This is a genomic window from Georgenia sp. H159 (genome assembly GCF_035607575.1).
Lineage (GTDB): Bacteria > Actinomycetota > Actinomycetes > Actinomycetales > Actinomycetaceae > Oceanitalea.
On sequence record NZ_JAYDZY010000004.1, the window covers coordinates 98,659 to 110,788 of the forward strand.

General features: G+C 70.9%; 12 protein-coding genes. 2 read left to right on the forward strand and 10 right to left on the reverse strand.

Going from position 1 to position 12,130, the window contains the following annotated elements:
* Positions 1 to 26 precede the first annotated feature (26 nt).
* From VR894_RS06875 to VR894_RS06895, 5 genes are all read right to left on the reverse strand, one after another.
* Positions 27 to 872 (reverse strand): ABC transporter substrate-binding protein, encoded by an 846-nt coding sequence (locus VR894_RS06875; RefSeq protein ID WP_324650622.1) that lies wholly within the window; start codon positions 870 to 872, stop codon positions 27 to 29.
* The gene (locus tag VR894_RS06880; RefSeq protein ID WP_324650623.1) at positions 869 to 1,891 is read right to left on the reverse strand and encodes a fumarylacetoacetate hydrolase family protein; all 1,023 of its coding nucleotides are present in this window, start codon (positions 1,889 to 1,891) and stop codon (positions 869 to 871) included. Before VR894_RS06880 ends, VR894_RS06875 begins: the two co-directional genes overlap by 4 nt.
* A 26-nt stretch (positions 1,892 to 1,917) precedes the next feature.
* Positions 1,918 to 2,859 (reverse strand): VOC family protein, encoded by a 942-nt coding sequence (locus VR894_RS06885; protein ID WP_324650624.1) that lies wholly within the window; start codon positions 2,857 to 2,859, stop codon positions 1,918 to 1,920.
* A gap of 12 nt (positions 2,860 to 2,871) precedes the next feature.
* Positions 2,872 to 4,383 carry a bifunctional 3-(3-hydroxy-phenyl)propionate/3-hydroxycinnamic acid hydroxylase gene (locus tag VR894_RS06890; protein ID WP_324650625.1) on the reverse strand — a complete coding sequence of 504 codons (1,512 nt, stop codon included), beginning with the start codon at positions 4,381 to 4,383 and terminating at the stop codon, positions 2,872 to 2,874.
* Between the two features lie 105 nt (positions 4,384 to 4,488).
* The gene (locus tag VR894_RS06895; RefSeq protein WP_324650626.1) at positions 4,489 to 5,412 is read right to left on the reverse strand and encodes a LysR family transcriptional regulator; all 924 of its coding nucleotides are present in this window, start codon (positions 5,410 to 5,412) and stop codon (positions 4,489 to 4,491) included.
* Between the two features lie 131 nt (positions 5,413 to 5,543).
* Between VR894_RS06895 and VR894_RS06900 the strand changes: the two genes are divergently transcribed.
* The gene (locus VR894_RS06900; RefSeq protein ID WP_324650628.1) at positions 5,544 to 6,149 is read left to right on the forward strand and encodes a TetR/AcrR family transcriptional regulator; all 606 of its coding nucleotides are present in this window, start codon (positions 5,544 to 5,546) and stop codon (positions 6,147 to 6,149) included.
* A gap of 3 nt (positions 6,150 to 6,152) precedes the next feature.
* Here the strand turns inward: VR894_RS06900 and VR894_RS06905 are convergent, their stop codons facing one another.
* From VR894_RS06905 to VR894_RS06925, 5 genes are all read right to left on the reverse strand, one after another.
* Complete coding sequence (locus VR894_RS06905) at positions 6,153 to 6,560, reverse strand: hotdog fold thioesterase (protein ID WP_324650629.1); 408 nt, start codon at positions 6,558 to 6,560, stop codon at positions 6,153 to 6,155.
* Positions 6,557 to 7,780, reverse strand: a complete 1,224-nt coding sequence (locus tag VR894_RS06910) for an acetyl-CoA C-acyltransferase (RefSeq protein ID WP_324650630.1) — start codon at positions 7,778 to 7,780, stop codon at positions 6,557 to 6,559. The genes VR894_RS06905 and VR894_RS06910 overlap by 4 nt, the downstream gene beginning before the upstream one ends.
* Positions 7,781 to 7,855: 75 nt before the next feature.
* Entirely contained in the window at positions 7,856 to 8,893 is a 1,038-nt protein-coding gene (locus VR894_RS06915; protein WP_324650631.1) for a dihydrodipicolinate synthase family protein, read from the reverse strand.
* Entirely contained in the window at positions 8,890 to 9,903 is a 1,014-nt protein-coding gene (locus tag VR894_RS06920; protein WP_324650632.1) for an ornithine cyclodeaminase family protein, read from the reverse strand. The genes VR894_RS06915 and VR894_RS06920 overlap by 4 nt, the downstream gene beginning before the upstream one ends.
* On the reverse strand, positions 9,900 to 10,622 hold the full coding sequence (locus tag VR894_RS06925) for a GntR family transcriptional regulator (protein ID WP_324650633.1): 723 nt from the start codon (positions 10,620 to 10,622) through the stop codon (positions 9,900 to 9,902). Before VR894_RS06925 ends, VR894_RS06920 begins: the two co-directional genes overlap by 4 nt.
* A gap of 103 nt (positions 10,623 to 10,725) precedes the next feature.
* Between VR894_RS06925 and VR894_RS06930 the strand changes: the two genes are divergently transcribed.
* Positions 10,726 to 12,102: an aldehyde dehydrogenase family protein gene (locus tag VR894_RS06930; protein WP_324650634.1), complete on the forward strand. Its 1,377-nt coding sequence runs from the start codon at positions 10,726 to 10,728 to the stop codon at positions 12,100 to 12,102.
* Positions 12,103 to 12,130: the final 28 nt, after the last annotated feature.

Consider the following 12,130-nt stretch of genomic DNA (forward strand, 5'->3'; position numbering starts at 1 on the left):
CGTCGAGCGGGCGGTCGTGGGGACGGTCAGAGGCGGGCCAGGAGCGCGCCGTCGTGGAGGGCGGCGCGCCCGGCGTAGCCGGGAGGGATGAGGTCGAGGTGCTCGCGCAGCTCCTCGAGGAGGCCGAGCCCGCCGGGATCGACGGCGAGCGAGCGCGGTCGGGTGCGCCAGGCGGTGGCGGCGGCGTCGCTGGGGAAGCCGTGCTGCTCGAGCAGCACGGCGCCGTCGTCGTCGCCCATGGCCTCAGTCGCCGTCACCGCGGCGGCGAGGACGGCGAGGTAGGCCGTGAGCGTCGCAGTTTCCTGCGCCGAGCGGGTGGCGCGAACGACCACGCCCTGCCCGGGAAGTGCCGGGAACACCTCGTTGGCCGACGTGAGCCGCACGAGGCCGGCACGCTCGGCCAGCTTGTCGAGTGGCGGACCGAGCAGCGTCGCGTCGGCGGCGCCGGTGACGAGCGCGTCGAGGCGCTCCGTGACGCCGCCGACCTCGACGAACGTCGCCTCCACACCGGCGCGGGCCAGCAGGGTGCGAGCGATGATGGCGAAGCCGTTGGCGTACGCGTCGACGGCGAATCGGGCCCCATGGAGGTCGGCGAGGGCTCGACGCTCCGGCGCGGCGTAGACGGCGAGTGAGGTCGTCCGCTCGACCTGGGCGACGATCCGCACGTCAGCGCCCAGCTGGTTCCAGACGAAGACGTTGTCCATCGCCGTCACGACGGCGTCGGCGTCGCCGGACCGGAGCGCGTCCAGCTGCTCGGCGCTCGAGCGGGTCCGCCGGGTCTCGACGTCCAGACCGGCGGCGGCAAGCAGGCCGAGCTCCTCGGCGACAAGCAGCGGTACGGGCGGGACGAAGACGAGCTGGCGGAGGCTCACGGCGCCGCCACCGTGCTCGCGCGCGACGCCTGCCACGGAGGCAGCACCCCGCTCGCGGCTCGGATGACGGTGCGCTGCATCCCGAGCCCCGTGATCGTCGCCTCCATGACGTCACCGTCGCGCAGGAAGCGCTTCCAATGGGAACCGTTGCCTGCGGGTGAGCCGGTGATGAGCAGGTCTCCCGGCTGCAGGATCGCCACTGACGACGCGTAGGAGATGAGGCTCGGCACGTCGAACGCCAAGTCGGCCGTGGTGGCGTCCTGCATGAGGCGACCGTTGAGCCTGAGCTCCAGGCGGAGGTCGGAGGGATCGGGAACGAAACGCGCCGGGACCACGACCGGCCCGGTCGGGAAGAAGCCCGGCTGGTTCTTCGCGCGGAACCAGTCGGTGCCGATCTTGGCCATGTCGGCTCGCGGGACCAGGGTACGAGCCGTGAGGTCGTTGACGATCGTGTACCCGGCCACGTACTGCAGCGCGTCCTCGACGGAGACGCGGTGGGCGCGCCGTCCGATGACGACGCCGAGCTCGAGCTCCCAGTCGACGTCCCCGCCGACGTCGGGCAGCTGTACGTCGTCGTAGGCGCCGCACACCGCGGACGGGATCCCGGTCCAGACGTAGGGGTCGCCGGTGCGGACTCGGGTCTCAATCTCCGTGGCCGCGTCCTCGCGCAGCTGCGCGTCCGAGGCGCCGTCCTCACCGAGCTTGTGCGCGACGCTCATCTCGATGATGTGGGCCCGGTAGTTCGCCCCGGCCGCCAGGACCGGGCCGACCGGCTGCACGGGCGGCAGCACGCGCAGTCGCCCGGCGGTGCGCAGCACCTCGAGCGACTGCGGGGCGGCAGCGGGTGCGGCGAGGTAGGCCGTGAGCAGGTCGAGGTTCGACTCCCAGTCGGCGAACAGGTCCGACGTGGTGCGGACGGCGGGCAGCGCGAGCCGCACGTCGTGGAAGCTGTCCCCGTCGACCATGCCCGGCACCATGGAGCCGTCGAGCTCGACGGTGCAGATGGCGAAGCTCGTCATCTTCCCTCCTTCTGCTGTGGGTCGGATCAGACGGGCGGGGCGACGAAGAGGGAGTCGGTGTCCGGGTCGTTGAACATCTCCTTGGTGATGAACTCGTCCATGTCGCCGCCCGTGCCCCACTGGTCGGAGGTCTCCGGCTCCTGGACGTCGAAGATGCTCGGGTGCCAGGAGTCCTCGTCGATCTCGGCCAGCTCGGTGGTCATCTCCATCGTGTTGCCGTTGGGGTCCACGAAGTAGGTGAAGGTGTTGTCGCCGGCCGCGTGGCGGCCCGGCCCCCAGATCTTGCGGTATCCGGCACGGATCATCCGGCCGCTTCCGAACATGTACTCGTCGAGGCCGCGCAGCTCGAACGAGGCGTGCTGCAGCGAGGCGTGCGGGCCGCGGGCGATCGCCATCGAGTGGTGCTGGTTGTTGCAGCGCATGAAGTAGAACAGGTCGCCGACGTGCGGGTGGTTGAGGGTGTCGGAGAGCCGGAAGCCGAGGTGCTTCTCGTACCACGCGCGCATCTTCTCCGGTGCGTTGGAGTTGAGCACGACGTGCGACAGCCGGACCGGGATCGACTCGCGCTTCTCGATCTTGCGGTGCTGGCGCACCTCGACGTCGGTGGAGACCTCGATCGTGCGTCCCTCGAGGTCGAAGAAGCGGAAACCGTAGCCACCGCCTAGGGTCTTGAGGTCGGTCGGCTCGAAGACGATCTGCACGCCGGAGCGGGCGAGGTCCTGCGCGAGGGTGTCGACGGCCTGCCGGTCCGCGGCGCCGAAGGCGACGAGGTCGAGGCGCTTGTCCGCCGATCGGCGCACCCGGGTCACGTACTGCTCGGGCGATCCCTCCGCCGCGAAGTAGACGACGTCACCGTCGTCGTGCTGGACGGTCAGACCCCAGTGGTTCTTGTAGAACTCCACCTGCTTGTCGAAGTCGGGTACCGCGATGTCGAAGTGTCGGATGTGGGAGATCGGGCTGAAGGCCATGGCTGGAGCTCCTTAGCGAGTAGTGGCGGTCAGAGTGCTCGCGCGAGCGACGGACGGGATGGCGTGCACGAGGCGCTCGAGGTCGGCTGGCGAGTCGGCGGCGCCGAGGATGTAGTGGTCGGGCCGCAGGACGACCGCCTTCGCCCCGACGGAGGCGAGGATCTGCTCGACCTTGAGCGGGTCGAGGAGCGTGACGACGTCGCCGTCCTCGTCCAGGAGCGTCTTCGTCGCGGCAGGGAGTGAGCGGTAGACGGTGCGGTCCACCGCGACGAGGAAGTGGGCCCCGACCATGTCGTCGAGGCGCGTGCCGTCGGCGAGGATCGGCTGGATCCCGAGCTTGCCGGCTCGCTCGTCGGTGTCCCCCACGTGGAGGCCGGGGCCGAGCGCGGGGGAAGTGGGGACGGCGCTCGCGCCGGGGTTCGCCCTGATGTACTCGTCCCGTCCGGCGGCGACCTTCGGGTCCGTGGTCTGGATGACGACCGCCTGGTTCGCGGCGGTCTCGACCCAGAACGTGGCGTGTGGCTTGCGCTCGCTCTCGTAGGTGTCGAGGAACTCGTCGCCGGCGATGCCGCGCTTGACGAGGTCGAGCTTCCAGGCGAGGTTCGCGATGTCGCGCAGGCCTGCGCACAGGCCCTGCCCGAACAACGGCGGCGCCTGGTGCGCCGCGTCGCCCGCGAGGAAGATGTTCCCGCTGCGCCACTGCTGGGCGATCCGGCCGCGGAACGTGTAGATCGCCTGCCGGTCGGGTGTGAACCTGTCCGCCGGCAGGATGCCGCGGCTGATGCGCTCGACGGCGGCCGGGGTGACGATCTCGTTCGGGTCGTCGTCGGGCATGAGCATGAACTCCATGCGCACCCGGGTACCGGGAAGCCGCAACCACAGTGCCGGCCGGCTGTACCGGCCGAACTGAACCATGTCGGCCGCGCACCCCGGCGCCCCGACGAGCTGCCCGTCGACGACGAGCCACTGGGCGTCCTGCCCGTACTTGTCGCCCTGGATGCCCAGGGCGTGGCGGACGGAGGACCGGGCCCCGTCGGCGGCGATCACCCACCGAGCACGCAGAACCTCCTCGGTCCCGTCCTTCGCCATGGTGGTCACCTCGACTCCGCCGTCGACGTTCCGCACCCCGGTTGCCACTGTGCCGCACCGCAGCTCGACGCCCGGCGTTGTGGCGACGACCTCGCGGATGAGCCGCTCCACATCTGGCTGGTGGAAGCTGATGTGGTCGTTCCACGCCTGGTCCCCGAAGCGGTCGGTACGGGCATGGACGAGAACCTCGTCGGCCTCGTTGACGATCTCGACGTCCTTCATCGGGATCGTCACCGCGGCGAGCTCCTCGGCGATGCCCAGGCTCTGCAGCGTGCGCATGGTCTCGCCGTCGAGGTGCACCGCGCGCGCCGTGGGCCACATCTCCTCGTCCTTCTCCAGGCCGACGGCGGTCAGGCCCAGGCGGCCAAGCAGCGCGAGGGCGGTCGTGCCGACCGGGCCACCTCCGATCACGGCGACATCGACTTCGGTGTTCACACAACACTCCTTCGTGTCCAGTACGTCTCGTATCGAATGGTACGAGTGCTGACGTGTGGTGTCCAACACACGATGTGCGACGGTGGGCTATGAGGGAAGCGCGGTTTAGGTATGCCCGCTATGAGCAGCTCGTATGGCGGCCCCGGCGCGGTCGACCACGCCGCGCAGCCACATGTGCTCCGCGTCGACGCCACGGTCGGAGTGCCACCAGAACGCGTCACGTACCGGGTCGAGGTCCAGCGGAGGGTCGACCACCTGCAGGCGGGGCTCCAGCTGGACGGCGAGACGGCCGAACCCCTCCGGCACGAGAGCGACCCGGTCCGTGCCGACGATGAGGGAGGGCATGACGAAGAAGTGTGGGGTCACCGCCGCGACCGAGATGTCGATCCCGCGGAACTGGAGCTGCTGGCGTGCCGGGCCCATGCCCTCGCGCGGGGTGAGGTTGTGCACCCACGGGCGGGTGAGCAGCTCGTCGGCCGTGGGGCTGTCGCTCAGGCCGGAGGCGCCGTCCAGGAGGCACACCCAGGCCTCGGTGATGAGGTCGAGGTGCGGGTGGTCGGTGAGGTAGCCGTGCGCGAAGAACACACCGTCGATCGTCCGCAGCGAGTCGGGCAGGCCGTTGACGAAGGCGGCATCGACCGCGGGGAACTCGAACCGGACGTTCGGTGCCTCGCGCTCGACGATCCTCGTGAGGGCCGGGGCGATGCGCGCGATCGTGTAGTCCACGCCGGCGATGACGAACTGACGGCTGCTCGTCACGGGATCGAACGCCGACTGCAGGCTGAAGACGTGCTCGGCCTCCGCGATCGCGTGGGGCAGCGCGGCGAGCAGGCGTTCGGCGAGCGGGGTGAGGCTGTACCGGTTGCCCTGCCGGAGGAGCAGCGGGTCGTCGTAGTGCCGCCGCAGCCGGCTGAGCGCGATCGACATCGCCGACTGGGAGACGTGCAGTCGTTCGGCGGCCCTCGTGACGTTGCGCTCCTCGAGGAGGACGCGTAGCGGGCGCAGCAGGTTGTAGTCGACGGCCGCCATGGCCCAGTCACCCGCCTCCCCGCACAGTGCCGTGATGGTTCCAGCCCCCGGCGGTAAGCCTCTCAGACAAGCGGGCGGACACGACACCGCAGGCTCTTGCGAGACGTCTCGTATCGGATAAGATCCGCCACATGGTGGCCCGTAGCGAAGAAAGTCGTCAAGCGATCCTCAGGTCGACGCTCAAGCTTCTCGGCGTGGGGGCCCGCGGCGGGACCACGATCCAGAAGCTCTCCATCGAGGCGATCGCCAAGCACGCGGGCGTGAGCAAGTCGACGATCTACCGGTGGTGGGACAACAAGGCGGCCGTCGTGATCGACGCGTTCGTCACCGCGTACCTCTCCCACACCCCCGTGCGCGACGACGTGCCGTTCGAGGAGGCGCTGCGGGAGCACGTGGCCGCCGTGGTGCACCAGTACGCGGGGCTCGACGGCAAGCTGGTTGCCCAGCTCATCGCCGAGGCCCAGTACGACCCGGCCACCCTCGAGGAGTTCCACAACAGGTTCTGGCTCGGCCGCCGCTCGGCCGTGGAGGCCCTCATCCAGCGCGGGGTCGAGGAGGGTGTGGTCCGCTCCGACATCGATCCGAGCATGCTCGCGAACCTCGCCTACTCGCCGATCTACCTGCGGCTGCTCCTGCAGCAGGGGCCGCTCGACGACACGTTCGCCGCCGAGCTCGTCGAGCTCGCGCTGCACGGCATCGGGGTGCGTGCGGCGGCCCTGCAGAAGTCTGCGCGCTGAGCCTCAGCCCGTGCTCGGCGTCCGCAGTGCCCGGCCCGTCCCCCGGAAGAGCGCGACCTCGCGGTGTGCGGAGCGGACGAGCACGTCGACGACGACTCGCCTGCCGTCCCGGAAGTACACGCCGGCGTCGGCGACGAGCACCTCCCCGACCCTGCTGGGCGAGAGGTAGGTGATCTGGGCGTCCGTCGTCGCGGCCCCCTCGAGCACGGAGTTGGCGGCGAAGGCGAAGGCGGCGTCCGCCAGGGCGAAGACGTAGCCACCCTGGGTGATGCCGTGGCCGTTGACCATCTGGGGCTGTACGGTCAGCGTCGCGACGGCGTGCCCCTCGATGGCCTCGAGAACCGTGATGCCGAGCGCCCCGAGGCTGGGGTCCTCGGCCATGAGCCCCCGGACGAAGGGGGTGATCGTCATGACAGTCGCTCCAGCACCATCGCCATGCCCTGTCCGCCGCCCACGCACAGTGTCGCGAGGCCGAGGGTCGTGTCGGTCCGTTGGAGTCCACGGGCCAGCGTGCCGACCAGGCGGGCGCCGGTCATCCCGAACGGGTGGCCGAGAGCGATGGCGCCGCCGTGCGGGTTGACCCGGTCCGGGTCCGCCCCGAGCTGCCGCACGACGGGCACGACCTGGGCGGCGAACGCCTCGTTGAGCTCGATGAGGTCGACGTCGTCGACCGACAGCCCGAGCCGCGCGAGCAGCCGCGTGGACGCCTCCACCGGGCCGAGTCCCATGATCTCCGGCGACAGTGCACTGGCCGCGCTCCCGAGGATGCGGGCGAGCGGGGGAATCCCCAGCTCCTCGGCCCGTCGTCCGCTCATCACGACCAGGGCTGAGGCGCCGTCGTTCAGCGGGCTCGCGTTGCCGGCGGTCACCGTGCCGTCGGACCGGAAGACCGGTGGCAGGCCGGCGAGGACCTCAAGCGTGGTGGAGGGGCGGGGGCCGTCGTCGGCCGTGACGACGTCTCCGTCGGCCCGGGTGTACGGGGCGATCTCGCCGGCGAAGTACCCGCGGGCGACGGCGTCGACGGCCGCGCGCTGGGACTTCAGCGCCCACTCGTCCTGGTCCGTGCGGGTGGTGCCGGTGAGGCCGGCGACGAACTCGGCGGTCCTGCCCATGGCGATGTCGACGTCGGGCGTCTCGCCCTCCTCGCGAGGGTCGCGCCACGTCGCGCCGGACTCGAAGAGCTCGTCCGCCCGCGCCGCAGCGCGTTCCGACCCGGGGTAGGGGTCCGCGGGGTTCGGCGGCTGGTGCGACGTCGACTCGACGCCGCCGACGAGGTAGGCCTCGCCGTCGCCCGCCTTGACGGCCTGGGCGGCCATCGCCGTCGCCTGCAGGGAGGAGGCGCAGAAGCGGTTGACCGACGCCGACGGGAGGAAGTCCATCCCGCCGAGCACGGCGACGCGCCGCCCGAGGTTGCTCCCCTGCGTCCCCTCGGGCACGGCGCACCCGAGGTAGAAGTCGCCGAGCTCCCGCGGGTCGAGCTGCGGGACGTGGGCGAGCGTCGCCCGGACGGCCGCGAGCGCGAGGTCCTCGGGCCGCTCGGCGGCGAGCGACCCCTTGCGGGCACGTCCGATCGGCGTGCGCTGGTAGGCGACGACGACGGCGTCGTTCGGTGCCACGTTCTGGTTGGCCACGGGGTACGTACCTTTCGGGCGGTCGGTCCGCGGAGCGGCCGCACGCGTGCTGCGGCCCCTCCGCGTGCTCAAGGCTCAGGCCGGGATCCGGCCGCGGACGAACTCCTCGTCGGGGGAGTCGGTGACGGGCAGGCCGGAGGCGACGAGCGCCGCACGCGCCTGCTTCATCAGTCGGTCGGGGAGGCGGCCGGCAGGGCCGCGCAGGGCGCCGCCGTTGAAGCCGGCGAGCCACTCCTGGTACTTCCAGCCGGTGCGGTTGATGACCGTCGTGCCGACGGCCGAGCCGCTGAGGATGGCGACGTTGGCGGCCCGGGCGGGCGCAACCTGCCACCACAGCTCCATCGCCTCCTCCCACCCGCCGGTGCGGGCGAGGTCGAAGGCGCGCGGGAAGTAGTCCGACATCCAGTTCGTGTTGCTCGTCCCCGAGAACTGGAAGTCGAGCACCGACATGAGCGGGATCGTCTCGCTCTCGATCGGGCAGCTGATGACCACCTCACCGTTGAAGTGGTGGTACATCTCCATGATGCCACCGATGGTCGGGTAGCCCTGCTCGGCCTTGATGGCGACGATGTTCGGGATCTCGTCGAGCACCGTGCGCACGAACGGGACCGGCATGCCAGCCGGGTGGATGCGCTCGAATCCCCAGGCAGGCAGGCCGAAGAGCATGACACCCAGGTCGGTGGAGTCGCAGATCGCCTTGGTGTAGTCGAACACCTGGTCCAGGCTCGTGGGCCAGTAGGAGGTGGGGTAGGAGAGCAGGACCGAGTCGACACCCGCCTTCTCGGCGAGCGTGAGTGCCCTGATGTTCTCCTCGAGCGTGTTGAAGGAGCAGTGGAAGAACAGCTGGAAGTCCGGGCCGCCGACCTCCCGGGCCACCGCGGTGATCCGCGCGTTCTCCTCCGGGGTGACGTTGAGCTCGGTGACCAGGAGGGTGCCGGCGAAGCCGAGCTCCTTGAGCCGGGTGATGTCGTGGGCGATGGCCTTGTCGTTGATGCCCGAGAAGTCGGCCGTGTAGGAGGGCATGGTCACGGCGATGGCGCCGTTCCAGTTCTGCTTGGCCCACTCGCGGGCCTGGTTCTTCGTGTAGTCCACCATGGTGCTGTTCTTCCTCACTTCTTCGTGGTGACGATTCCGACGGGGAGCTCGTGGCCGTAGCCCTCGGAGCGGGCGCGGTCGTAGAGCATCTCGGCGACGACGATGTCCTGGAGGCCCGAGCCGGTGGACTTGTAGACGCGGATGCCGGCGTCGCGGTCCACCGGGATCTCGCCGAGCAGCACCCCGGAGAGCGGGACGACGAGGGAGTCGACGTCCACGCCCTCGGCGCGCGCGGCGATGAGGTCGCCGCTGCCGTGGACTACCTCCTCCGGGGCGTCGGCGACGACGACGGTCGCCCGCGCGAGGAGGGCGGCCGGCAGCTCGCGCTGGCCGGGCGTGGTCGAGCCGATCGACACGACCGTGGCGTCGGGGCCGACCCACTCGGCCTGCACCGTGGGGGACTCGTCCCGCGAGCGCGCCGCGCACAGCACGAGGTCGGCCCCCTCGGCAGCCGCCCGCGCGGAGGTGACGGCGGTGACCGGAGCGGAGAGCTGGGCGTCGAAGTCGCGGGCGAAGGCCTCCCGGTTGGACTGCGTCGGACTGAACACGCGGACCTCGGCGAACTCGAGGAGGTACGCAAGGGCGGTGAGGTGGGACCGGGCCTCGAAGCCCGAGCCGATGACGCCGACCGTGAGGGGGCGTGCCGGGGCGATGGCCTCGGTACCGACCGCCGTCGTCGCCGCGGTGCGCAGGCCGGTGACGCGGTTGCCGTCGATGAGCGCGACGAGGTCGGCGGTCTCCTTGTCGAACAGGGAGATGAGGTAGCTGACCCGCAGCTCCTCTCCGAACGACCCGACGATCGACTTGGCGCCGAGGAGCCGTCCGCTCTCGGGCACCGAGGGCATGATCCGCATCCACTCGCGGGGGCTCTGAGCGAAGATCCGCCCCGGGGTGCGGGTGGAGCTCTCCGCGGCGGTGTACGCGCCGCGCACGGCGTCGATCGCGTGCGTCCAGTTGGACAGGGCGGCGACGTCCTCGTCGGTGAGGAACAGGGGCGGGATGGCCGGGAGCCGGCCGGAGGTGGTCATCGTTCGGGTGCTCCTTCGGGCGAGAGGTGGAGGTCCGGGCCCAGGACCCGGGAGAGCAGGTCGGGCTCGGTCCCGTGGTGGCGGGACCGGACGAGCTGGGCGATGTGGCGACGGGTGTGGTCGGCGACAGCGACCGCGTCGCGCCGTTCGCACGCGGCGAGGATCTCCCGGTGGTGGGTGTCGGCACCGCTGCCGCGGACGTCCCCGCGCAGGCGGAGGCGGTCGGCCTCGGCCGCGAGCTGGTCGATGAGGCGCAGCAGCACCGGGCTGCCGGCGGCCGCGTAGATGGTCCGGTGGAACTCGCGGTTGAGGGCGTTGAAGCGCCCGAGGGCGTAGTCGGGCTCATCTGCGGCAGAGTCGAGCTCGGCGAGGACGGCTCGCATCCGCACGAGGTCGGGCTTCGTCAGCCGGGGCGTACCGAGCTCGGCGGCGAGGCCCTCGAGGACCACGCGCAGGGCCGCGACCTCGCTGAGGTCCTCCTCGCTGATCGCAGCGACGACCGAGCCGCGATAGGGGAGGCGGTCCACCAGTCCGAGCGACTCCAGCTTGAGGACCGCCTCGCGCACCGGGGTGCGGCTGATGCCGAACTCCCGCGCGATCGCCTCGATGCCGACCTTCCGGCCCGGGGGCAGGGTGCCGTCGACGATCCGGGCATGGAGGACGCCCAGCACCTCGTCGGTCATCCTGCCGGCCGTGCGCAGGCTCTGCTGCTCGTTCATCGGACCTCCTCGTCGACCGCGACACTAGCGAAGAATATCCAATATGCAAAACGCTACGTTTCGAATAGCATCGGCCCCACGCACTCTCGAGGAGGAGACACCCATGGCACTGGCCACCGTCAACCCGACCACCGCGGCGACCGAGACGATCATCGAGCCGCACACACCGGAGGAGGTCGAGCAGCGCATCGCGGCGGCCGCCGCTGCCGCGTCGACCCTGCGCTCGACGACGTTCGCCCAGCGGGCGGGCTGGATGAACGCCGCGGCCGACATCCTGGATGACCAGGCCGAGGGGCTGGGAGAGCTCATCACCGTCGAGATGGGCAAGCCGATCGCGCAGTCCGTCGCCGAGGTGCGCAAGTCCGCCAGGGCCATGCGCTTCTACGCGGAGCACGCCGAGGGGTTCCTCGCCGGCGAGCCGCTGGAGGACCCGTCGACGGTCGGCGCCTCGCGCGCCTGGACGCGTTACGAGCCGCTGGGGCCGGTGCTCGCCGTCATGCCGTGGAACTACCCGCTGTGGCAGGTCATCCGGTTCGCCGCACCCGCCCTCATGGCCGGGAACACGGGCCTGCTCAAGCACGCCTCGAACGTGCCGCAGGCGGCGATGTTCCTCGACACGCTGTTCGAGCGGGCGGGCTTTCCGGCCGGGGCGTTCCGCACGCTCCTCATCGGCTCGGCCGACGTCGCTGCCGTCATCGAGGACCCGAGGGTCACCGCGGTGACCCTCACCGGGTCCGAGCCGGCGGGCCGGTCGGTCGCCGGCACCGCCGGCAGGTCGGTCAAGAAGGCGGTTCTCGAGCTCGGTGGCTCCGACCCGTTCATCGTGCTGCCGAGCGCGGACCTTGCGGCCGCGGCGGAGACCGCGGTGCGCGCACGAACCAGCAACAACGGTCAGTCCTGCATCGCCGGCAAGCGCTTCATCGTGCACACCGACGTGTACGACGCGTTCGTCGCGGACTTCACCGCGCGCATGTCCCGGCTCGTCGTCGGCAACCCCCTCCTGCCGGAGACCGAGGTGGGGCCGCTCGCCACCCGGGCGGGCCGTGACGAGCTCGCCGAGCTCGTCGACGACGCCCGGGACAGGGGGGCGACCGTGCTCACCGGAGGATTCGTCCCGGAGGGGGACGGCTTCTTCTACGCACCGACGGTCGTGGCGGACATCCCCGATGACGCCCGGCTGGTCCTCGAGGAGGCGTTCGGGCCCGTTGCGTCGGTCTACCGCGCGAACGACAACGCCGACGCGCTGAGGATCGCCAACCAGACGCGGTTCGGTCTGTCGAGCTCGGTCTGGACCACCGACCCGGACGAGGAGGCGTGGTTCACCGCCAATCTTGATGCCGGCGCCGTCTTCCTCAACGGCATGACCGTCTCCCACCCCGAGCTGCCCTTCGGCGGCATCAAGGACTCCGGCTACGGCCGTGAGCTCGCCGCGGACGGGATCCGGGAGTTCTGCAACCTCAAGACGGTGTGGAAGGCCTGACTCGCCGACGGCGGGCGGTAGCCGTCCA